This window comes from uncultured Salinisphaera sp., assembly GCF_964012375.1.
GTDB lineage: Bacteria > Pseudomonadota > Gammaproteobacteria > Nevskiales > Salinisphaeraceae > Salinisphaera.
Map to the genome: position 1 here is coordinate 1 of NZ_CAXGSH010000072.1, position 21214 is coordinate 21214.

Below are 21214 nucleotides of genomic sequence, written 5' to 3' on the forward strand. Positions count from 1 at the left end.
AGGCGCCGAGCTGATCGTGCGCTGCCAGGGCTATATGTACCCGGCCAAGGAACAACAGGTGATGATGTCCAAGTGCATGGCCTGGGCCAACAATTGCTATGTGGCCGTGGCCAACGCCGCCGGCTTCGACGGTGTCTATTCCTATTTCGGCCATTCCTCGGTGATCGGTTTCGACGGCCGCACCCTCGGCGAATGCGGCACCGAGGAAAACGGCATTCAGTATGCCCAGCTTTCGGTATCGGCGATTCGCGATGCCCGCGCCAACGACCAATCGCAGAATCATCTGTTCAAGCTGCTGCATCGCGGCTACAGCGGCACCAATGACTCCGGCGAAGGCGACAAGGGCGTCGCGGACTGCCCGTTCGAGTTCTATCGCACCTGGGTGATGGATGCGAAAAAAGCCCAGGAAGACGTCGAGGCGATGACACGCAGCACGGCAACCACGGCAGACTGCCCGGTCGGCAAACTCTCACACCCGCAGGCCGAAAAAGAAGCTGGCGCCTGAGCCACCGGCAACGGCGACGTGCCGGGGTGAACACCTCGGTACGTTGGCCGAAACACGAGAGGCGTCATGCCGTTCATCAATGACATGCTCGCCGAGCGCAACCAAGCCCCGGCGCCCACCGCAAGCGATGCACAGACCGCATCGCCCAACCGCACATCGCGTTTTCATTTCGAGCCCGCCGTCGTCATGGGCCTGCTACGCGAGCGCATCGTCGGCCAGCCGCAGGCGCTGGATACAGTCGAAGGCGCCCTCAAGATCATCAAGGCCGATATCGGCGATCCCCAGCGACCACTGCATGTCGGCCTGTTGCTCGGCCCAACCGGCGTGGGCAAGACCGAACTCGTGCGTGTGCTTGCCGAGGCGATTCACGGGCGGCGCGATGCCCTGTGTCGTATCGACATGAACACCCTCGCCCAGGAACATTATGCGGCCGCGCTCACCGGCGCGCCGCCGGGCTATGTCGGCAGCAAGGAAGGCACCACCCTGCTCGATCCCGACCGCATTGCCGGCAGCTTCGGCGCACCGGGCATCGTATTGTTCGACGAGATCGAAAAAGCCGGTGCCGAAGTCTCGCGCGCCCTGCTCAACGTCTTCGACAACGGCCAGCTCACCTTGACCTCCGGCGCCAAGACCATCGACTTTCGCAATGCCATGATCTTCATGACCAGCAATCTCGGCGCGCGCGAGATCGAGCGCTACCTGGCACGTCTGAACAGAGGCTGGCAGCGATTATGGCCGACCTCCGAACAGCGCCAGCGTCGCGGTCTGCACGAGATCGTCGACAACGCCCTGCACGCACGCTTCGACCCTGAGTTCGTCAATCGTATCGATACCGTCAGCCTGTTCAACTGGATCGAACAGGACATGCTGGATGGCCTCATCGATATCGAACTGCAGAAGTTGAACAGCCGGTTGGCTCGAATCGGTCGTCGAGCCGAATTGGATCACTCGGCGCGCGCGCTGTTGCACACGGAAGGCTTCGATCGCCGCTACGGCGCCCGCGCCATGGGCCGTGCGTTCCGCCGCAATGTCGAACTGCCATTGGCCGAAGCAATCGCCGACGCAGACCTGCGTAAACGCGACCCTGACGACGTCCAGGTCATGCATGCCCATGTGGACGCACAAGGGCGACTGCATTTCTCGAACGACTGAGTTCAGCCACCGTCGTGCGCCGGCCACGGAACCTGCGCCACGGCACGAAGCATCGGGCGCCCGGCCGCCCTGCTCCTCCGGCCTTCAATTGCGCTCTCGCGATTTCCTGACGGCTATTTATGTCGTGTCTCACCGCTCGGCAAGGTTTCGATGCGTCATTTGACTTATATCAGCGCTTTCGCGCATCGCTATATTAAAAATATATGGCGCATCTCGTGCTTTTTAATCCACGGGGAAACCCGTTTTCGGATACTTGATCCATAAACCCTGTAGGGAGAGATATGAAAAATAAAGTCATGACCACGATGCCCTGCCTTGTGGCATCGTTAATCTGCGGAGCAAGCCCGCTCGCATTCGCACAAATGGCCGACGAATCGACCCGCAGTGCGCCCAACAGCGATTCACCCTCGCAAGTCCAGTACGAGTCGAGCGAGCCCTCTGGTACGGCAGACAAGATCTATGGCTCGGTCGGCCTGGACTTTGCCTCGCACTTCGTTTCCTACGGCGGTGACGTCTGGGGCGGCGGGCATGACTTTTACGGGTCGCAGTCCACCAAATTCGCCTATATCGACCTCGGCGCCGATCTGCCGAACGGGTTTGCGCTGACCTTCGGCGCATGGAGCGATATCAACAACAACGCCGACGAAGACACCATCGGCGGCAACATTCAGGAAATCGACGTCTACGGCGGTCTGACCTATACCACAGGTGCTGTAACCCTGGGCGCGATCTACCAGCAGTGGTACTACGGCGGCGACACCGAGCGTGTGCTGGATCTGAGCGTCGGTTATGACGACAGCGCCTTGTGGGGCGGCGACTTCGCGCTCAACCCGAGCTTTCTGACCCATATCCGTGTGAACGGGCAGGAAGGCCAGGACGATGGTGCTGTCTTCGTTGGCGCCATCGAACCGGCGTTCGATGTTGTAGACAGTCCCACCACCCCGGTCAGCCTGTCCATTCCGGTGAGCGTCGGCTTCATGACCGACGACTTCCAGGGTGGCGACAGCGGTTTCGGCTATGCCTCGATCGGCGCCACGGCGAGCCTGGGCCTGGGCTTCATCCCGGCCGGCTACGGCGACTGGTCGCTCGCGGTCAACACGACCTATTACCACACCGACGAAGACGTGATTCCGGGCAACCCGGAAGACGATTTCCTGACCGGCACGGTCAGCATCGGCATGGCGTTCTAAGCCTGATCCGCGCGGCAGCCGGCCGTTACGGCCGGCTGCCCGCAACGTCAAAACGCCGATACGCGGTCGCCAACAGCCCACCACCGGCCCCGTACCCGCACGCAGCACCGACGCCCAACCGCGTATTCAGCCGCCCGCGATTTCGCCGATACATCGCTATACCAGCGCTGGGCACGCGCTGTGCGCATGCTGCGCTGTGTTAACGTCCACTCTTCGATTTTTAAGCGGGCATACCATCGGTTGACCACGTTCGACCGTCGCCGAGGCGCGTTCCGACTCGCCAGACGTGCACGAGAACGGTTCGAGCGGATGCCCCGAAATGATGGTCAACGCGCCATCGAGTTCACTGGAGGGCAAACGATGGCCCAAGTCACAGTGGGCGGCCTGAGCGATCCGGCCCGCCTAGCCACGGATTTCGAACAGGTTCTGGAACGCCTTGAAGCGGCCCGTTCTTTTGGCAAGGCGATGCAGCAGCAGCAGTTGCTGGCACGCGCCCAGAAGCTGCTGCGCACGCCCGAAGGTGTGGCACATCTCTATGGTTTCGCGCCGCGCTTCGATGCGGCGGGGGTGTTTGCCAACGGCGATTGGGAACAGCCCGAAGCCCTGCAGCCGGCGCTGGTGAGCACCACGTTACGGGCCGGCGGCGTGAACGCCACGCTGGAATGCCTGAGCGAGCTGCGCATGCTGGCCATCGCCGAGCATGCGATCGAATCGCCCGGCATGACCGGCGATGAGGCACGTCGCTTTCTTCAGCAGATCATGGCGAGCAACCTCGACCTGCTGTTCCCGGTGGCGACCGAAGAAACGCGCGAAGCCGATCCGGCAGCGGCCGAACGGGTGCAGAACCTGTTCGAATTCATCCTCGACCGGCTGGGTGCGGCAGCGATCCTGGATGCTCTCGTCCACGAGGCTGAACGGGTGCTTTTACAGCGCCCGATCATGGTTCAGCGCGTCGAAGCCCTGCTGCGTGCTGCCGATCGCGCGACCACCGAGCTTGCGAACGACGACCCCTCGGTCGCACGGGCACGCGAATGGATGCACGCGCTCAACGGGCCGACACCGCTGTCGCGGATCGGCAGCCGAGAAGACTATGCCGCAGCGCTCGCGGAACTGGATATCAATGCACTGGCCGAAGAAGCCCACAACTTTGGCCAGGCCATGGCGCGCACCGGCCTGGTATCGGCCCAGCACGCGGATCTGCTGCGTCATCTGGTCGATAACGCACCCGAACTGGTCGGCCCGGCGCTGGCGCTGAACGCGGTCGGCAAGGTCAGCCTCGGCGCCCATCAGACGCTCATATCCGACATCATCCGATTCGCGATCTGGCGCGAGACCGCGCGCTCGATCTATGGACTGTCGAAGCTGCTCGAACAGGGCATGACCTTTATTCGCCCGGTGCTGCCGGGCCTGCGTCGACTCATGGTGCTGGCCATCCATCCGAGCGTGGCCGAAAACCTGCGCGCGGCCAGCGAATGGCAGGATCCGCCCGATGCCAACGTGCTGCTACTGGCCGGTACCTTGTCTGTGCTGGGCCAGCCACGCGGCGTCGATCAGGGGCATAACCCGACCTGCCAGGCAGCCCGGGCCATCAGCCTTTGGGCACAGAACGACGTGGGTTATCTGTTGGAGCTGATTGCCTTTGGCGCACGGGAGAACGAACTGCTCATGCAGTTCGAGGGCAAGACCATTCGTTCCAGCGAGCTGTCGTTCGGCCTAGCGACCAGCCTGCATACCGAGCTCGACCCGGTATCCCTGCTGCTGACACCGCATCTCGACCGTATCTATATGGAAATGAGCCGGCTCACCATCGGCCGCGCCGGCGACGGCCACCGCTGGGTGAACCCCGAGCTGCACGGCTGGTGGGTGCATCGCGGCTTCGGGGAACTGCTCGATACCGCAAATGGCAACGTCCGCGGTTTCGATGCGTTCATTCGCGATTTCTATGCCTCCTACCATCCGCTCTACAACGGCGGTCGGGATCTGGTCTATGCCCAGCCCTGCGGCATCGCCACCACCAATTTCAACGCCGAGCTGGTCGGCTGGCATGCGCTGTCGATCCAGCGGGTCGCCTACGACCCGGCCGGTGAATGGCGCGTGTATTTCTTCAACCCGAACCGCGACAAGGGTCAGAACTGGGGCCAGGATATCGTGACCTCGACCCATAGCCACGGCGAGCTCGAAGGCGAATCATCCCTGCCCTTCGAGCAGTTCGCCTCGCGGCTCTACGTCTACCATTACAAGAATCGGGAAATCGGCGATGCCAGTGCCGTACCCGACGAGGCAATCGCACGTATCCGCACCCTGGTCGCCGAAGGCTGGGCCTCGGATCGCGCCTGGGACGACTGAACACCGCCACAGGAATCGCGGGTTGTGGTGGCCCCCACCCGACCGGACGCTCTTGCGGCAACCTCGATTCAAGCAAAAAAAGGCCGCATCGGAAAACCCGATGCGGCCTTTTTATCGTTGGCGACGCGCGCGTCGCAACGACCTAGGCGCGACTAGACATAGAAGTCCAGATCTTCCTGGTGCTTGAGCAGATCACGCAGCTGGTGCGGATTGTCGCCGAAGAAGAACACCAGACCCCAGTGGGTACCGAAGGCGGTACGCTTGGTGACCGTATCCTGCAGCGGCGCCGTGAGCTCGTGGAAATCGAAGAACGGATGCTCTTCGGTTTCCTTCGGAATCTCGAGCTTGCTGACCACGCGCTTGCGCGGATACACGCCGAAGCAGCCCGCATAGCCCTTGGCATCCTTGACCGGCTCCGGGAAGAACGCGTCGATTTCTTCCTGCTTGGTCTTCGGATCCATGACCAGGATGGTGGCCTGGTAGGCGTTGAAGCCGTAGGCCCGCTCGATCAGCTCGAAAGCCTTGAAGCCCGGCGGACGATAGGCCACTTCGCCGAAGTACATGGTGCCGTCGGAGGTCACGAAGTATTCCGGATGGATCTGACCGAACTTGATATCGAAGGTCTTGATGAGCTTCTCGATCTGTTCGGTGATCGCCGTACGCCAGCTTTCCAGTTCCGGCGTGGCCGGTACGAATACCGAATAACCCAGCGTCACGTATTCCGAAATATTCAGGAACTGGATCTTGCCGTCCCAGATCCAGGCCTCGACCGCGAATTCCCAGCCGTCGAGATGGCTTTCCATGAGCAGCGGGTATTCGCTGTCGGGGATCGAGTCGATTTCCTCGGCCGACTTGATCATGCGATGACCCAGACAGCCGGCCTTGTCGAAGGCCTTGAGATGGATCGGATCTTCCGGGTCGCCGTCGAGCTTGAGCAGGGTCTGGTTCACGCGCTTGAAGAAACGATAGACGTCGTCTTTTTCATGCGCTTCCTCGAAGATACCCACGCGGATACCGCCCAGCTGCGCACGACGCTTCATGAGCGCCTTGTCACGGAACAGCACCGCCTGACCATGCAGACGCGGGTTGTCCATGAGCACCGAGTTGATCGCGCCGGCCCATTCCACTGTTTCCTCGAACAGCGGGATAGCCACGTCTACGCCTTCTTCCTTGAGCTTTTCGGCGATTTCCAGCGAACGCTCGTTCAGGCGCTCGAAATTCCACGGGATGTAGGGAATATCGTGCTGCTTGCAGTAATCCTCTGCCCAATCCGGAGCGACGACCACGTAGCGCCGATCGAAACGATCCGCCGCTTCGACCGCACCCAGGGACCAACCCAGCAGGGCGACATAACCCTTTTCGGGATTCTTCTCGGCCATAACCACTCCTAATAGGAAAAATACCCATTGACTCTAACATAGTGGCCCACTCCCGGGAGGCGGGCTCGGCGTCTATCATGCTGCGACCAGGCGAATACGCACGCGTAGTCCGGGCGCCGGCTGTCGGTCCAGAAGCTCCAGTTGTGTACCGTGCTGTTCTGCAATACGGGCGCATATCGCCAGCCCCAGACCGCTGCCCTCACGATGGGCGCTCAGTCGGCCGAAACGTGCCATGGCCCGCTCTCTCAGGTGAACCGGAATGCCGGCGCCTTCGTCGTCTATCAACAGGGTCGGACGCCCATTGTCCATGACCGCCTGAATATGTACCTGGCCGCCCTCCGGCGAATGGCGCATGGCGTTATCGATGAGGTTTCGAACCAGAAGCGCGAGCAGACCGGGCTCCGCACGCACCGCGACCAGACCCGGGCCGGCCTCCAGAGCCAGGGATTTGCCGGCCTGTTCGGCCAGTGGCGCCATCAGCGCCGCCTCTTCGCGCAGCAACGGCGCCAGCGCCGTGGGCTTGAGCGCAACGGCGATTTCATTCGACTCGATCCGTGCGAGTGTCAGCAGCTGCGAAGCCAGATGAGACCCTCGATTGCTCGCCTGCAGCAATCTGTCGAGCGTCTGCTTTCTTGCCTGGGGATCGGTTTCCGAATACAGCGACTCGGCGTGTAGCTGGATCGCAGCCAATGGCGTGCGAAGCTCATGGGCAGCTTCGTCGAGAAAACGCCGTTCGCGCGACCAGGCCTGCTGCAGCCGGGCAAACAGCGAATCGAGCGCGGTCACGATCGGCCGCAGATCGCGCGTGACGCCGCGAATCGCGACGGGCCCGAATGCCTTGTCGTCACGCGCGCTGATCGCGTCCGTGAGGCGCGACAGCGGGCGCAGCCCGACGCCGACCACGAGCCATACCAGCAAGGCCAGAAGCGGCAGTCCGTACAGGCTCTTCTGTACCGTCTTCCAGGCAATCCGTCCTTCGAGTTCGCCACGGATATCCTGGCGTTGGCCGACCTGCAGCGTGTCATCGGATTGCGCCAGGGGCAGAACGAACACACGCCACGAATAACCATCCAGCCGTACCGTGTCGTAGCCCATTGCATTTTGGGTAAACGGCGATGTCGGTGCGCTGAGCGTTCTGGCCTGAATATGCCCCGCCGAATCGAGCAGCTGAAACGCGAGTTTTCGCTCGTATTCGTGCCCGTCGGCCCTGACCTCGTCGCCCTCTTCATCTTCGTCTTCGTCTTCCTCATCGTAGCCGCCCATGCCCTGCCAGCCGTGGCGCTCGAGCGACTCCCGCAATACCGACGCCGACTCGGGCGTACCCGCCGCGAGCAGGCCTTCCAGCACGCGCGCCGACTCGGCCAGCTGGGCATCGAAGATTTCGTTGATCTCGTGACGGGCTGCGGTATAGCTGGACGACAACAGGGCGATGTTCATGCCCACGAGCACCACGATCAACCCGAGCAGCAAACGCCCGCGAATCGAGCCGGGCAACAAGCTCACGAGGCTTCGGGCACCATATAACCCACGCCGCGTACGGTCCGTATCAAGCCCTCGGGCAGCTTGCGACGCAACGCATGGATATGCACCTGAATGGCGTTGCTTTCGATATCGGTATTCCAGCCGTAGACCGCCGCCTCTAAATGATCCGATGTCAGCACCCGGCCGGCGTTTCGCAACAGCTCGGCCAGCAGTACGAACTGGCGCCGGCTCAGTACGATCGGCACATCGTCGACACGGGCTTCCCAGGCGGCGGTATCGAGTTCGATCGTGCCATGGCTCAAGCGGTGGCTGGCCTGGCCGACGCCACGACGAATCGCGGCCCGTGCCCGCGCCAGCAGTTCCTGAAGCGCAAATGGCTTGAGCACGTAATCGTCGGCACCGGCATCGAGGCCGCGTACCCGCTCCTCGAGCGCGTCACGAGCGCTAAGAATGACAACGGGCACCGTATAGCCATCACGGCGAATACGCTTGAGCAGAGTCACACCATCGATATCCGGCAGGCCAAGATCGAGCACGATCACGGCGAACTCGTGTGCCGCCAGCGCTTCGAGCGCACCTGCGGCATCCGCGACGGAGACGATACGATAGCCGGCCTGGCGCATACCGCTGTCCAGACCGGCACGTAGCGACTCGTCGTCCTCGATGACCAGTACAGCAGGTACCGGATCAGTCGCCAATATGGGCCTCCGCTTGCTCACGCAGCGCGCGAATCTCGTCTCGTCGCCCCTTGTCAGCCAACGGCCGCTGCGGTCGAGCGGTCGCAGCCGCGGCCTTGTCGAGATAATGAAGCGCGCCGCGATAGTCTTCTTTTTCGTCGACCAGGTACTGGGCATAGAAATAGTTGGGGTCGATACCGTCCGGGTTGATCGACAGGGCCTGTTGCAGCTGCGTTTCGGCCTTATCGTTGCTGCCGAAACCGAGCGGCCAGCCCGGCACCTTGTAGTAAAGCACACCCAGGCTGGTATGCGCTGAGCCCTCGAGGGCACCCGAGTCGATATCGATTGCTCGCTCGTAATCCTTGCGCGCCTTCTTGACCAGCCCCAGGGCGCCAAGCCCGCCCTGGGCGCCCGCCTGGCTGGAAAGAATGATGCCATCCCAGATCAGTGGTTCGGCACGGTCGGGATAGTCGGCAACCAATGCAGCGGCACGTTTTTCCAGCGCTTCGAACGCGTTGGCCTGGGCATCGTCGCCCTGGACTTCGTAGTTCACATGCGCCCAGGCGCGCTGCAGCTCGAGCAAGCGGCTGTCGAGCCCGGTGGTGTCTGCGGCCAACGCGGCGAAGGGAAAGCACAGGCCCACCAGCAATAACAACAGGGGTCTATTCATGAATCACCTCGAATCGGGTCAGCAGTAGCAGGCGTCAATCGCGAACGGATGGTGGGCAGGTGCTTGCGCAACGATCCGTCCACCATGCTCGGCGCCAACCGGTTGACGCGCAGGAAGAAACGCTCGGGCCAGCCGATACTGCGCTCAGCGCACGGGCGCCGGATCATGGCGACCACGGCATCGGCGATGCGCGTCGGCGGATCCACCTTCATACGCATGGCCGTCTGCAGCGAACGTACCCGGTCGTCGTTGAGTGCGGTATCCACTGCTCGGGGAGATAACAACGCCACTTTGACCGTCGTATCGGCATATTCGCGGCGCAGCGCTTCGGCAAAACCGCGCAGGGCGAACTTGGTCGCGCTGTAGGCGGCGAACCCCGGATACCCCAGGGCACCGAAACCCGAGCCCATGAACAGCATCAGCGCGTTCGGCTGTGCGCGCAGGTCCGGCAACAAGGCACGGGTGAGTTGCATGGGCGCGCTGATATTGGCCGCCACGATATCGTCGATCTCGGCATCGGCCAGCGTATCGAACAGACCGCTGACGTTGAGCCCGGCGTTGTGAATGACCACATTGACCCCGCCCTGCCACTGCGCGGCCACGGCGCACAGTTCGGCCCGATCGGCGGCGACGGTCAGGTCTGCGGGTACGATGGCGATCGTCGCGCCGCGTTCGCGCAACACCCGGGCCAGACGCTCCAGTTCGCTGGCCCGGCGCCCGGTCAGCAAAAGCGCCGCACCCTCGGCAGCGAGCCGTTCGGCGATCGCCTGGCCAATGCCACCGGTGGCGCCGGTGAGCAGCACGCGTGTCTTGTCGATGTTCATCAGGCCGCCTGCGTATCGGCGGGCACCGGCAGGGTGCGGAACATGTCGCCATAGAGCCGGAAGATCACACGGGCGGTATGGGTCACGGCCGCCTTGTCGTCATCGTCTTCGAGCTGGTTCATGAGCTTTTCGAAGAACTTGATATGGTCCTGATCGAGCGAGCCGTGCGTGTTGAGATACGTCAGCGCCTTCTCGGGCAGGCCCAGTTGCTTGCGAATGATCTCGGCGGCGGGCGTCGCCAGTTCGATGCTTGTGCCCTCGAGCACGTTGACCATGCCGAAGAAGCCGACCGGGTTGCCGCGGTCGATCACGTGATAGGCATAGCTGACCATCAGCTCGGTCGGCAGTGCGGGCGTGCCATGGCGCACGGCCTCGGCATCGCCGCCCATGCGCTCGATGTCACCCAGAATCCATTCCTGGTGGCCCATCTCCTCTTCAATATATTCGCCCAGCGCCTCGCGCAGCCATTCCAGGCGGGACGGCAGGCGTGAACCACAGGCCATGAGCAGCGGCACGGTGTGCTTGACGTGGTGGTAGGCCTGGGTCAGAAACGCGATATAGCTTTCGCGCGAAACACGACCTTCGAAAACGGCGCCGATGATCGGCGCGGAGCGCAGATAGTCACGTTCGACCTGCGTGTCAGCTTGTAGTTGATCGTAGAAATTCATGGGTCAGACCTCTGTTGATAGCGAGTTGAATTGGGACAGTGCGATCGCTTCCGCCTTGTGACGAATGCGCGCTTCGTAGTGCTGCCAGATCGCATCACGCCGCAATCGCCCGTTTGGCGTGGCCATGCCGTTGACCGCAGAGAAGGCCGCGTCGGCGACAAGCCAGCCACTGATGCATGCATAGCGGGGCAGCGCGGCGTTGGCCGCGTCGATGGCCCGGGCGATGGCGTCGTGGCGCATATCGCCTGTCATTGCCGGCACCACGACAGCGATATTCATCGGCATGGCCTCACCGAAGACCGCAACCTGGCGTAGTGCGCTTGCTTGGGCGAGCAGTGCCTCCGGCCATTCGGGATTGACGTTGCGCCCGAAACTGGTGGTGAACTGGTTTTTCTTGCGCCCGCGTACGTACACGAAGCCGTCTTCGTCGAATTCGCCGAGGTCACCGGTCGCGATTTCGGCGCCCGCACGCGGTTCGCCGAGATACCCGAGCATGGCGTTGTCCGCGACATGGATTTCGCCGTCGTCGGCAATGCGCACCCGCACATGCGGCAGCGGCCGGCCAACACTGCCCGGACGTATTTCGCCCGGACGGTTCAGGCTCACGACCGAGCCGCATTCGGACAGCCCGTACCCTTCATGAACCGGTAGCCCGAGTGCCTGCGCGCGCTTGATCAGCGCTGCACCGACCTTGCCGCCACCCACGGCGATGAAGCGCAGGCTTTGCGGCATGGGTGCGCCGCTTTCGCCCATGACGACCAATGCCTTGAGCAGTTCGGGCAGCAGAATGACGCTGTCGGGCGCCCAGTAATGCAGACAGGCAAGAAAACGCTGCGGGCTGAAGGCGCCGTCGGAAGCGAAACCGACATCGGATAGCGGCGGCGCGCAGACCGCCGCGCCGATACCCAGCGCGGCATAGGTCCCGGCAACATTTTCCAGCAGGGTCGCATAGGGCAGTACGCTCAGATGGCGCTGAATACCCAGCGGCGCCAGCGTACCCGCAAGCGCTTCGGCCAGCCGCGTGGCGCTTGCTGCAGCCAGACAGACACCTTTCGGGCGACCGGTACTGCCGGACGTGAACGTCACCTGCACGGTATCGGGATGCAGCACGGGGTCCGCGTCGACGTGCCGTGCCAGCAGATCGACGCCGCCGTGCGCCGCCACGGGTTGCAGCCCGCTATCGAGAGCGAGAAGCCGGCGCGGCGTATCAGTGAGCACATGGTCGATACCGGCGCTGGCGATGACATGTTCGAGCTGGGCATCGGCAAAGAACGACGGTAGCGCCACGCATACGGCGCCGGCCGCGCGTATACCCAGGTCAGCAGCAATCCACTCCGGCGAGTTGTCGGCCAGCAGCCCGACCACGCGCGCGCCCTGGCCATCGAGAAGCGCGCGCCAGGCCTGGATCTCGGCCAGTAATCCATCGCGCACGAACGAACGACCGGGGGCGATCACCGTACAGCCGGTTCCCAGCATGGCTTCCACACTCAGCATGCGCAGGCCTGGCGAGCCGGGGGCAGCGTCTGTTGGGCGCTTACGTCGATCAGACCCGCATAGACATGTGGACGGTAGGCGTAGTACTCACCCCAATCGGTACCGGACGGGGCCAGCCTGTGCGGATCGGCACTGCCCAGATCGAGCGGGCTCAAACCCAGACGAACAAAGCTGTTGGCCAGCCCGCGCGTCGCCGTGAACGCGGCGACGTTATAGCCGGCACCGTGCAGCCAGGCGATTGCCATGACGATGAGCCGCCGCCCGGCACCCGGCCAGTCGGCCGCCAGGCCACCGACCTCGACGATATCCGAGCGGGTCAGCGATGAGCCCAGGCGCGCGCCGATCGAGCGCTCGATCGGCGTCTGCAGATATTGTTCGAGAAACAGCGGCCCTTCGCTGGCCGGGCGAAAGCCCAGACAGCCGCGCAGCCCCTGAACGTCGAATAAAGCGAGCTGATGCGGGTAGAACTCGGCGACCTGGGCCGAATAGTGCAACGCGTATTGGCCGGCGGCGAAGCGCTCTATAACGTCGCGCCCGCAGGTCTGTGGCTGGTAATAGCGCAGCCACGGGTCCTGCACCGCTCTCGGTCTGACTGTCATCGCGCACTCCACGGATAGTGATGAGTGCCAGCGAGACTAGGCAGGAAAGCTTAAGGTTTTCTTATGTCGTCATTCGAGTATTGAAAAACGGATAATCGCCTCTCAATCAAGCGGCCAGAGACGGGCCGCCCCGCGCACGCCCGATGCATCGCCGTGGGCGGCCGCGACCAGCGGCGTATCGATATGCTCGGCGAACGCATGCTGTGCCCATATCTTCGGCACTTCGCTATACAGCCAGCGGATCTGCGATAGCCCGCCGCCGACCACGATCACGTCGGGGTCGAGAATATTCACGATCATCGCCATCGACCGGGCCACCCGTTGCAGCCAGGACTTGAGCGTCGCCCCGGCCAAGCGCTCGCCGGCTTCGGCACGTTCGACGATCGCCTGGGCCGGTATGTTGTAACCGCCACGCCGAACATGATCGGCGGTCATTCCGGGCCCCGAGATCCAGGCCTCCAGGCAGCTGTCCAGGCCGCACCAGCAGCGCGGCGGTTGCCGCACTTCGGCCGCGGTCGGCCACGGCAGGCAGGTATGCCCCCATTCGCCGGCGAGCCCGTTACGCCCGGTGATCAGTCCACCATCGATGACCACACCACCCCCGACGCCGGTGCCCAGAATCACGCCGAATACGTTGCGATGCCCGGCCGCCGCGCCGTCGCGCGCTTCCGAAAGCGCGAGACAGTCGGCATCGTTGGCCAGGCGCACTTCGCGTGCGAGTGCGCGCTCGAGATCGGCGCCGAGCGTACGCCCGTTCAGGCACTGGGAGTTGGCGTTTCGCAGACGCCCGGTCGCCGGCAGCACGCTGCCCGGCGTGCCCACGCCCAGCCGCAGCCCGCGTGTGCCCACCTCACCTTCCAGCGCCACGACCAGATCGATAATCGCTTCCAGCGTGGCGTTATAGCCGCTTTCCGGCGTATCGACCCGGCGTTCGGCACGCACCTGATCCTCACCATCGAGCACGATGCCGGCGATCTTGGTGCCGCCCAGGTCGATGCCCAGCCGCAGACGCGTGTTGTCCTGATTCTCGCTCATGTCACGCTCGCGTCAACAAGCGAGCGCAGACTCGTTCTCACGAGGCCGGGTGAAACGACACGCGTATTCGGAGATAGACTCATGATTCGCCAGCAGCTCAGATTGGTCGGCTATATTATCGTGACACGACTCGTCGTGGGGGCCGTGCCCTTCGGCCAGGTGGATGCCCTGCCCGAGACGCAGCGATAACGCCACCGCAGGGCATCCTCGACGCGTCTTCAATCGATAGCCGCCGCCAGTAACGCGGCACAATCGTCGTCGAGCTTGTGCGTGATCAGATCATCCGCGCGCGTACGCCCTTGATTGATCGACATGATCGGCAGGCCGCGTACCGCGGCCTCGCGCACGAAGCGAAAGCCCGACCACACCATCAACGACGAGCCCACAACCAGTACGGCTTCGGCACGGGCGAGCCCGGCCCAGGCCCGTGCGACCGTCTTTTTTGGCACCGCGCCGCCGAAGAACACCACGTCCGGCTTGAGGATGCCGCCACAGACCGGGCAGTCGGGCACGACAAAACGATCGTAGTCGACGTCGCCCAGTTCGATATCGCCGTCCGGACGAATGGCGTCGCTGTCGTGCAGCCAGCCGGCATTGGCTTCGATCAGCATTTCCTGCACGCGATTGCGCGACAGGCGCGTATCGCAGGCCAGGCAGACCACGCGGTCGAGACGTCCATGCAGATCGATCACCCCGCGATTGCCCGCCGCCCGATGCAGGCCATCGACGTTCTGGGTCAGCAGCGTGCCGATATGGCCGGCCGCCCCGAGGCGGTAAATCGCATGATGGGCCGCATTCGGCTGCGCGCGCGCTACCGCGGGCCAGCCGGCCATGCTGCGTGCCCAGTAGCGCCGCCGCTTGGAGATCTGACCGACGAACGCCGCGTGCTGAATAGGCGTCGCCCCTTTCCAGCCGCCGTCGCGATCGCGATAGTCGGGAATACCCGAATGCGTGCTGATACCCGCACCCGTTAATACGAACAGTCGGCGGTTGGCACCCAGAAACGCACGCAGCGCGTCCACGTGACCGGCGCGCGGCGCCTGTTCGGTCGCGGCGCGCAGTTCCTTAGGCATGTTCATGTGCTGGCGTCCACGCCGAGCGTTGCGAGGTCTTCACGCAGATGATCAATACCTTCGAAACGTAGCGCTTGCCAGCCGGCCGCCTGCGCGCCATCGACGTTGATCTGGCGGTCGTCGATGAGCAGGCAGGCCGCAGCCGGCGCGCCGAGCGCGGCCGCGACATGGGCAAAGCCCCGCGGATCGGGCTTGGCATAGCCGATTTCCTGCGAGGCAAAGGCGTGTTCGAGCACATCGAAAAAACGAAAATGCTGCTGCATGTAGCGCCAGTGCACGGCATTGGTGTTGCTGTAGCAGGCAAGCCTATGGTGGCGCGACAGCTGCTGCATGAAGGCGACCATCGCGGCGCTTTCGCCCTGCAGCATTGTTTCCAGTTCGCCAGTGAGCGTGCCCGCGTCGAGGCCTCGGTTCAGGCTGTCGTTGAGCGCGGCATGAAAACCGGCCTCGTCCAGTTCGCCGGTCTGGAAGCGCTCGGCGATCGAATACGGCCGCTCGGTGAAGCGCTCCCTGAGCGGCTCTGCGAGCTGCGGCATGGGGGTTTCGCTAAGGCGCGACAGTTTTTCGAGGGTGATCTCGGCAGGCTGAACGTCGACCACGACGCCGCCCAGGTCGAACACCAGCCAGTCAATCCGATATCTCATTGCGCTGAGTTTACGCAAATCGTCATGACGTCGATGCGTCATTTTCAAACCGCACTAAGAACGGATTGTTCGGGTTGATGGTGCGCGTAGGCGAAGCGTCCAAAGGCCGAGAAGCCATTGCACAACGAACGTCCGACAGCGGCCGGCGTTTGGTTTTTCGCTGGCGCGCAAAACATCTCACCCAGTCAGCTGTTTTGCTACCTTTTCCATACGTTCGGGTACAAGCTCGGCTGATGTCCACATACCACGTTGTCACAACCGTGCTGATCGCAGCCGCCCTGCTCGGTGGCTGCAGCCTGCGCCCGTCTACGGCGGGCGACGCGCTTGCGGTCGGCAGTCGGCTTGAACTCACCCGCGATCTGCAGGTGCCGCCACGACGCTGGAGCGTTTATTTTCAGGAGGGTCAGGCGCTGCGTTTTGGCGGCATCGACACCTGGCGCGGCTATTGCGAACTCAAGGTCCACGGCCCGATGCCCCGAGCGCAGCCGATCAAGGCCGGTGTCTTCGAGGTGACTGCAAGCGAGCAGTTCATTGACCGTACCGCGTCGCGCGAGATACACGTTGCGGCCAGCGCGCCGGTCCAGCTGGCGCTGGGCGAACGCCAGGACTGGAACTACGTCACCGAGCTCGCGCTGGCGAGCCGCGACCAAGCCGATATCCGTGCCTTCACCTGTACCCGTCGGCAGGAGGCCCGGCTCGGCCGCTATATGTCGCTGGCCGAGACGCGGGCCGCCGTAGGCGATTGGCTGAAGCTGAAACCGGCCTCAGCTGTCGGCGTCGAGCAGTGAATTGACCTTATCGATATAGGCCTGCATGGCGGTATCGGTATCCATGCCCTTGAGTTTGGCCCAGGCGTCGTATTTGGCGCGGCCCTTGAAATCGGTCATGCCCGGGCGTTTGCCCTCGACATCGCCGACCGTGGCCTGCTTGTAATGCGCATAAAGCGCGAGCAGATCATCGTTCTTGGGCCGCGACGACAGCGTCTCCACATCTTTCTGGGCCTGCTCGAAACGCGACTTGAGGTCTTCTGCCATGCTTATCTCCTTAAGGCCGGCACTATAGGCGGTTACACCGCGCTCACGCCTGCGATCCTGCCCGTGCAAGACCCGACGCGTGCGGTTATCCAATGCTACACGAGCAGCGGGCAAGGCCGTACATCAAACGGGGCGCTTCCATGCGGCTTACGACAGACCCTAGACCACCACGGGATCACGGGATCGTTGAAGCACATGCGCGCGAACGCGCACGGGCCGGCTAGACTTGCTCGCGACGCTGCCAGGTCATGAAGCGATGGGCCGGCGTACCGGCGCTGGCCTCTACGCGCTGTTCGTACACAAGCTGCCAGCTGTCCCAGTCGATGGCCGGGAACCAGGTGTCGCCGTCATAGCGGGCCTCGATCCGCGTAAGTTGCAGGGTGCTGGCCCGCGCGATGGTGAGCCCGTAGACCTGGGCCCCGCCGATCACCATCAGCTCGACTTCACCATCGGCGGCGGCGATATCGATGGCCTGTTCGACATCGCCCACCCGCTCGACGCCCCGGGCATGAAAACCGGCATCCCGCGTGAGCACGAGGTTGCGACGCTTGGGCAACGCGCGACCGATGGATTCGTAGGTACGCCGGCCCATCAGAATGGGCTTGTTCAACGTTTGCTGCTTGAACCAGCGCAGGTCGTCTGGAATATGCCAGGGCATGCCGCCGTCGGCGCCGATCACACCGGCCTGATCCATGGCTGCGATCAGGCTCAGGCGAACGTCGGCGGGCGATACAACGTGTGCGGTGGACATCTCGTGCTCGGTGGAATTCGAAACAAATGGTGCGTGGCCGCGACTCGGCCAGGGCTCACTCCGGGTCAGCACCCTCGGCTTCGGGCAGGCTCCTGAGCTGCAGGATAAACCGGGTGCCGGTGGCATCGGTATGCTCGATGTGCAGATCGCCGCCGTGCCGGCGACAGATACGACGGCACAACGACAGGCCGATACCGGTGCCATTATCGCCGCTGTCGGCATCGCGTCGAAACGGCTGGAAGACCAGCGCCTGGGACTCGATGCCGCGGGCGTTGTCTTCGTAGTGGATGATCGTCGTATCGTCAGTGGCCCGGTCGGCATCGACGCGGATACGGATTACGGGCGCCACATCCGCTCGGCGATAGCGAATGCTGTTGTCGATGAGGTTCTGGAATAGTGCCCGCAGCTGCGCGCCTTCGCCTCGTATCGTGCCCAGCCTTTCGATATCGAACTCGGCGCCGTGCTCCTCGATGAGCAGCGCCAGATCGGCGCGCACATCGTCGATCAACGCATTCAAATCCAGGTATTCGGTTGCCACCGGCGCCGTGTCGATACGCGCCAGGCGCAGCATGCCGCCGATCATGTTCTGCATGCGATCGGCCGCCGAGCGCAGTGCCACGAGCTGCTTGCGGCCGTCCTCGCTCATGCGCGGCGCTTCGGTGGTTTGTAGCTGGCGTGCGCTGTGCTGCATCTTGCGCAGGGGTTCGCGCAGGTCATGCGCCGCTGCGAGTACGCCGGCCCGGTCGCTGGCACGATCCAACGGTACCCGCGGTGAGATGGTATCCGGATCCGGCGCCGGCTGGGTATCGAATACCTCGATAAGCAGGGTGAACCCGTTCAATCGACCGCCCGCGCCACGCAAGGGCAGCAAGCGTGCGGTACGTACCGGCGCCGCGGTGCCGACCGGCGTGACGTCCAGACTGATCGGCGCCGTCGAGCGCACGGCCCGATGCAGCACCACGGGCCAGGTCGAGCCGTCGCGCAGCTCGACGCAGCGCGCAATACCGCGACCGAGGGTATCTTCGGCATCACAGTCCAACCAGCGCGCCGCGCCCTCGCCCACGCCGGCGATACGACCGGCCAGATCGATACCCATCCAGGCCGGCTCGTCGGTGGCACGGGTCAGATTGAGCCGATGCGCGGCCAGCAGGTTCTCGTTCGCGCTGACCGCATCGGTGGCTGCCCGCGGCCCGGTTGCGCGCAGCAGCACGATGAAGCCGACGACGTCGTCATCGCCATCGGTACGCGGGCACAGATCGAGGGTACAAAGCCGGCGCTGGCCGATTCGGGTGATTAACGCCGCCTCGAAACGAGCGCGCCCCCGAGCACTGGCTTCAAACAACGCACGCGGCAACTCGGCCTCGAAACGCCGCTCCTCGGGCAATAAGGTTTCGAGACGCTGGCCTTCCACCTGGGCCGCCATATGGCCGAGCAGCATTTCGGCGCTGCTATGCCACCGTTCGATCACGCCTGCGCTATCGAGCAGGCATAGCGCCGCATCCGGCATCTGTTCGAGCAATAGCGTAAGCGCTGCCGCGCCCACAGACGGATCACTCGAATCGGTTTCGCCGCTGCCTGTCGGCGTCACGCGACACCATCCCTGCCGAAAAAACGGTCGTTAGTGATAGAGAGCGCTCGCCGGCATGGCGTGCTGCAGCAGGCGCGTACAGTCCGCGACCGCCAGCCCGGGCGCGTAGAAAAAGCCTTGCCCGAACGTGCACTTGTTGTCCATGAGGAACTGCCGCTGGGCGCTGGTTTCCACCCCCTCGGCGACCACGCGCAGGCCGAGGCTGGCGCCCAGGGCGATAATCGCCCGCGCCATGGCACGATCGCGGCTGTTGTCGGATACGCCATGCAAAAAGCTCAAGTCGATCTTGAGTGAATCCACCGGCAGCCGGGTGAGATAGCTCAAGGAGGAATAACCTTTGCCGAAGTCGTCTATAACGACCTGAACACCCAATCGCTTGAGTTGTTCGACCAGCGGATTGGTATCGTCCGGGCCGAGGATGAGCGCGTTTTCGGTAAATTCGAGTTCGAGCAGTTCGGCCGGCATGGCCATGGTTTCGATGACTTGTCGCACCATGGGCAGGAAATCCTCGTCACGGGCATGCTGCGAGGACACGTTGACCGCCAGCACGACGTCGTTGTCCAGCACCCCGGCATCGCGCCAATTCAGGTACTGACGACAGGCCGTGGTCAATGCCCAACGGGTAAACGCGCGAATACAGCCGCGGGATTCCGCCATGGGCACGAACTCGTCGGGCGAAATCGGCCCCAGCCGCGGATGATTCCAGCGTGCGAGCGCTTCCAGACCCACGATCCGGCCCGAACCGAGATCGAACTGCGGTTGATAGACCAGATGCAGTTCGCTTGCCTCGATCGCGGCATGCAACTCGTTGTCCAGACCGGGGCGCGCCCGGGCACGGGCATCGTTTTCGCCATCGAACCAGTGCACGGTATCGCGCCCACCCTGCTTGGCCAGATACATGGCGGCATCGGCATTGTTGATCAGGGTGCCGGCATCCTTGCCATCGTGAGGATACATCGCGACACCGATGGAAATCGTGACGAAGATACGATGCGTATCGATGACGATCGGCTCGCGAAACGTTCGCAGCACGGCCGCGACCAGTGTCTCGACTTCGCTGCGGTCGTCACTGTCGATAACGGCGACAAATTCGTCGCCGCCGATGCGCGCCAGCAGGGGATGACTGTCGCAGACGCTTTTCAGACGGCCTGCAGACGTATAGAGCGCCTGATCGCCGATACCGTGGCCGAGGCTGTCGTTGATCGATTTGAAGCCATCGAGATCGAAATAGATCACGGCAAAGGGGTGGCGCTCCGATGCCGGTCGTTCCAGCATATAGCGCAGGCGTTCGAGCAGCACGGCCCGATTGAACAGACCCGTTACCGCGTCGTGACGCGCGAGATAGCTGAATTTGCGCTGGTTTTCGTAATGCTGGAGCAGATAGCGAATCGTACGCTCGAGCAGGGTCGCGTTGATCTCGCCCTTGGGCAGAAACTCCGCGGCGCCGGCTTCCATGACCGCGACGTCGATCTCGTAATCGTCGTGACCGGTGAGCACCACGATGGGCGCATTCAGCGCGGCGGCCGCCGGGCTGCGCAACAGATCGAGCCCGGTACGGCCACCGAGCTGATAGTCGAGCAGACAGATATCGAAGCCGCCCCTGCCGAGCGCCGCCAACCCCTCCTCGTAGCTGCATGCCATGGTCACGGCATAGCGATGCCGGGGGCCGGAATGAAGAAGATCCGCCAGCCACGCACGATCCTCGGGATCGTTGTCGATGAGAAGCACGCGTACGGTTCGAGATCGAGACATCAAGTCATGTCACTTTTTTAGCCGATATCGCCGCGCCCTAGCGTATCGAAACTCCAAGTAAGCGGCGTTTCAAGCACGATATGATAGCCCTGCGGGCATTCGCGGTACCCGGCATCTAGCCGCTGCGGCGCTCTCGTGAGCGGCGGGATAATCGTCCGCTGCTCGACAAGTCAGCGCTTGATTATGCATGAAACGCAGCTGGCTTTTCTCTAGGGCCTGTCGTCACGAGATATGACGACACGCTAGGGCGTGTCGTCATAAGATAAGGCGGCGCATCGGCGGCCAAGCCGCGGCAAGACAAGGCATCGCGAGCGTCGCGTGGTTGTTCCACGTAAGCGAGCCCCTGAAAAT

The 21214-nt window shown here is 63.2% G+C and carries 20 protein-coding genes; 5 read left to right on the forward strand and 15 right to left on the reverse strand.

Annotated elements, in window-relative coordinates; all coding sequences use genetic code 11:
- The 4 genes from ABNU97_RS12680 to ABNU97_RS12695 all read left to right on the forward strand — a co-directional run.
- The coding region (locus tag ABNU97_RS12680; RefSeq protein WP_348767062.1) for a nitrilase-related carbon-nitrogen hydrolase at positions 1-505 on the forward strand (505 nt) is incomplete at its 5' end.
- A 66-nt stretch (positions 506-571) separates the two neighbouring features.
- Complete coding sequence (locus tag ABNU97_RS12685) at positions 572-1657, forward strand: AAA family ATPase (RefSeq protein ID WP_348767063.1); 1086 nt, start codon at positions 572-574, stop codon at positions 1655-1657.
- 362 nt (positions 1658-2019) lie between these two features.
- On the forward strand, positions 2020-2847 hold the full coding sequence (locus tag ABNU97_RS12690) for a hypothetical protein (RefSeq protein ID WP_348767064.1): 828 nt from the start codon (positions 2020-2022) through the stop codon (positions 2845-2847).
- Positions 2848-3207: 360 nt separating this feature from the next.
- Positions 3208-5193, forward strand: coding sequence for a hypothetical protein (locus ABNU97_RS12695; RefSeq protein WP_348767065.1), 1986 nt, complete (start codon positions 3208-3210; stop codon positions 5191-5193).
- A 152-nt stretch (positions 5194-5345) separates the two neighbouring features.
- Here ABNU97_RS12695 and ABNU97_RS12700 read toward each other — a convergent pair whose 3' ends face one another.
- The 11 genes from ABNU97_RS12700 to ABNU97_RS12750 form a co-directional block, all read right to left on the reverse strand.
- Positions 5346-6572 (reverse strand): carboxylate--amine ligase, encoded by a 1227-nt coding sequence (locus ABNU97_RS12700; RefSeq protein ID WP_348767066.1) that lies wholly within the window; start codon positions 6570-6572, stop codon positions 5346-5348.
- A 75-nt stretch (positions 6573-6647) separates the two neighbouring features.
- Positions 6648-8075: an ATP-binding protein gene (locus tag ABNU97_RS12705; protein WP_348767067.1), complete on the reverse strand. Its 1428-nt coding sequence runs from the start codon at positions 8073-8075 to the stop codon at positions 6648-6650.
- Complete coding sequence (locus ABNU97_RS12710; protein ID WP_348767068.1) at positions 8072-8752, reverse strand: response regulator; 681 nt, start codon at positions 8750-8752, stop codon at positions 8072-8074. The genes ABNU97_RS12705 and ABNU97_RS12710 overlap by 4 nt, the downstream gene beginning before the upstream one ends.
- Positions 8742-9401 carry a hypothetical protein gene (locus ABNU97_RS12715; RefSeq protein WP_348767069.1) on the reverse strand — a complete coding sequence of 220 codons (660 nt, stop codon included), beginning with the start codon at positions 9399-9401 and terminating at the stop codon, positions 8742-8744. Before ABNU97_RS12715 ends, ABNU97_RS12710 begins: the two co-directional genes overlap by 11 nt.
- Positions 9398-10225, reverse strand: coding sequence for an SDR family oxidoreductase (locus ABNU97_RS12720; protein WP_348767070.1), 828 nt, complete (start codon positions 10223-10225; stop codon positions 9398-9400). The genes ABNU97_RS12715 and ABNU97_RS12720 overlap by 4 nt, the downstream gene beginning before the upstream one ends.
- Entirely contained in the window at positions 10225-10893 is a 669-nt protein-coding gene (locus ABNU97_RS12725) for an iron-containing redox enzyme family protein (protein ID WP_348767071.1), read from the reverse strand. Before ABNU97_RS12725 ends, ABNU97_RS12720 begins: the two co-directional genes overlap by 1 nt.
- A gap of 3 nt (positions 10894-10896) precedes the next feature.
- Positions 10897-12387, reverse strand: coding sequence for an AMP-binding protein (locus tag ABNU97_RS12730; protein WP_348767072.1), 1491 nt, complete (start codon positions 12385-12387; stop codon positions 10897-10899).
- Entirely contained in the window at positions 12381-12986 is a 606-nt protein-coding gene (locus tag ABNU97_RS12735; protein WP_348767073.1) for a thermostable hemolysin, read from the reverse strand. Before ABNU97_RS12735 ends, ABNU97_RS12730 begins: the two co-directional genes overlap by 7 nt.
- A 102-nt stretch (positions 12987-13088) precedes the next feature.
- Positions 13089-14021, reverse strand: a complete 933-nt coding sequence (locus ABNU97_RS12740; RefSeq protein ID WP_348767074.1) for an ROK family protein — start codon at positions 14019-14021, stop codon at positions 13089-13091.
- A 218-nt stretch (positions 14022-14239) separates the two neighbouring features.
- Positions 14240-15100, reverse strand: coding sequence for an NAD-dependent protein deacetylase (locus ABNU97_RS12745; protein ID WP_348767075.1), 861 nt, complete (start codon positions 15098-15100; stop codon positions 14240-14242).
- Positions 15097-15738 (reverse strand): HAD-IA family hydrolase, encoded by a 642-nt coding sequence (locus tag ABNU97_RS12750; protein WP_348767076.1) that lies wholly within the window; start codon positions 15736-15738, stop codon positions 15097-15099. The genes ABNU97_RS12745 and ABNU97_RS12750 overlap by 4 nt, the downstream gene beginning before the upstream one ends.
- Before the next feature lie 233 nt (positions 15739-15971).
- Between ABNU97_RS12750 and ABNU97_RS12755 the strand changes: the two genes are divergently transcribed.
- The gene (locus ABNU97_RS12755) at positions 15972-16526 is read left to right on the forward strand and encodes a hypothetical protein (RefSeq protein WP_348767077.1); all 555 of its coding nucleotides are present in this window, start codon (positions 15972-15974) and stop codon (positions 16524-16526) included.
- Here the strand turns inward: ABNU97_RS12755 and ABNU97_RS12760 are convergent.
- The 4 genes from ABNU97_RS12760 to ABNU97_RS12775 form a co-directional block, all read right to left on the reverse strand.
- On the reverse strand, positions 16503-16772 hold the full coding sequence (locus tag ABNU97_RS12760) for an acyl-CoA-binding protein (RefSeq protein ID WP_348767078.1): 270 nt from the start codon (positions 16770-16772) through the stop codon (positions 16503-16505). The two genes, ABNU97_RS12755 and ABNU97_RS12760, sit on opposite strands and share 24 nt — an antisense overlap.
- Before the next feature lie 220 nt (positions 16773-16992).
- Positions 16993-17523, reverse strand: a complete 531-nt coding sequence (locus ABNU97_RS12765) for a dihydrofolate reductase (RefSeq protein ID WP_348767079.1) — start codon at positions 17521-17523, stop codon at positions 16993-16995.
- Positions 17524-17578: 55 nt separating this feature from the next.
- The gene (locus tag ABNU97_RS12770) at positions 17579-19111 is read right to left on the reverse strand and encodes an ATP-binding protein (RefSeq protein WP_348767080.1); all 1533 of its coding nucleotides are present in this window, start codon (positions 19109-19111) and stop codon (positions 17579-17581) included.
- Positions 19112-19141: 30 nt separating this feature from the next.
- On the reverse strand, positions 19142-20863 hold the full coding sequence (locus tag ABNU97_RS12775) for an EAL domain-containing protein (protein WP_348767081.1): 1722 nt from the start codon (positions 20861-20863) through the stop codon (positions 19142-19144).
- Positions 20864-21214: the final 351 nt, after the last annotated feature.

Excerpts from the sequence above, each read along its gene's own strand:
- ABNU97_RS12685 (WP_348767063.1), top strand. The coding sequence starts at position 572 with ATGCCGTTCATCAATGACATGCTCGCCGAGCGCAACCAAGCCCCGGCG.
- ABNU97_RS12690 (WP_348767064.1), top strand. The coding sequence starts at position 2,020 with ATGGCCGACGAATCGACCCGCAGTGCGCCCAACAGCGATTCACCCTCG.
- ABNU97_RS12695 (WP_348767065.1), top strand. The coding sequence starts at position 3,208 with ATGGCCCAAGTCACAGTGGGCGGCCTGAGCGATCCGGCCCGCCTAGCC.
- ABNU97_RS12700 (WP_348767066.1), bottom strand. The coding sequence starts at position 6,572 with ATGGCCGAGAAGAATCCCGAAAAGGGTTATGTCGCCCTGCTGGGTTGG.
- ABNU97_RS12715 (WP_348767069.1), bottom strand. The coding sequence starts at position 9,401 with ATGAATAGACCCCTGTTGTTATTGCTGGTGGGCCTGTGCTTTCCCTTC.
- ABNU97_RS12720 (WP_348767070.1), bottom strand. The coding sequence starts at position 10,225 with ATGAACATCGACAAGACACGCGTGCTGCTCACCGGCGCCACCGGTGGC.
- ABNU97_RS12725 (WP_348767071.1), bottom strand. The coding sequence starts at position 10,893 with ATGAATTTCTACGATCAACTACAAGCTGACACGCAGGTCGAACGTGAC.
- ABNU97_RS12730 (WP_348767072.1), bottom strand. The coding sequence starts at position 12,387 with ATGCTGAGTGTGGAAGCCATGCTGGGAACCGGCTGTACGGTGATCGCC.
- ABNU97_RS12735 (WP_348767073.1), bottom strand. The coding sequence starts at position 12,986 with ATGACAGTCAGACCGAGAGCGGTGCAGGACCCGTGGCTGCGCTATTAC.
- ABNU97_RS12740 (WP_348767074.1), bottom strand. The coding sequence starts at position 14,021 with ATGAGCGAGAATCAGGACAACACGCGTCTGCGGCTGGGCATCGACCTG.
- ABNU97_RS12745 (WP_348767075.1), bottom strand. The coding sequence starts at position 15,100 with ATGAACATGCCTAAGGAACTGCGCGCCGCGACCGAACAGGCGCCGCGC.
- ABNU97_RS12750 (WP_348767076.1), bottom strand. The coding sequence starts at position 15,738 with ATGAGATATCGGATTGACTGGCTGGTGTTCGACCTGGGCGGCGTCGTG.
- ABNU97_RS12755 (WP_348767077.1), top strand. The coding sequence starts at position 15,972 with ATGTCCACATACCACGTTGTCACAACCGTGCTGATCGCAGCCGCCCTG.
- ABNU97_RS12760 (WP_348767078.1), bottom strand. The coding sequence starts at position 16,772 with ATGGCAGAAGACCTCAAGTCGCGTTTCGAGCAGGCCCAGAAAGATGTG.
- ABNU97_RS12765 (WP_348767079.1), bottom strand. The coding sequence starts at position 17,523 with ATGTCCACCGCACACGTTGTATCGCCCGCCGACGTTCGCCTGAGCCTG.
- ABNU97_RS12775 (WP_348767081.1), bottom strand. The coding sequence starts at position 20,863 with ATGTCTCGATCTCGAACCGTACGCGTGCTTCTCATCGACAACGATCCC.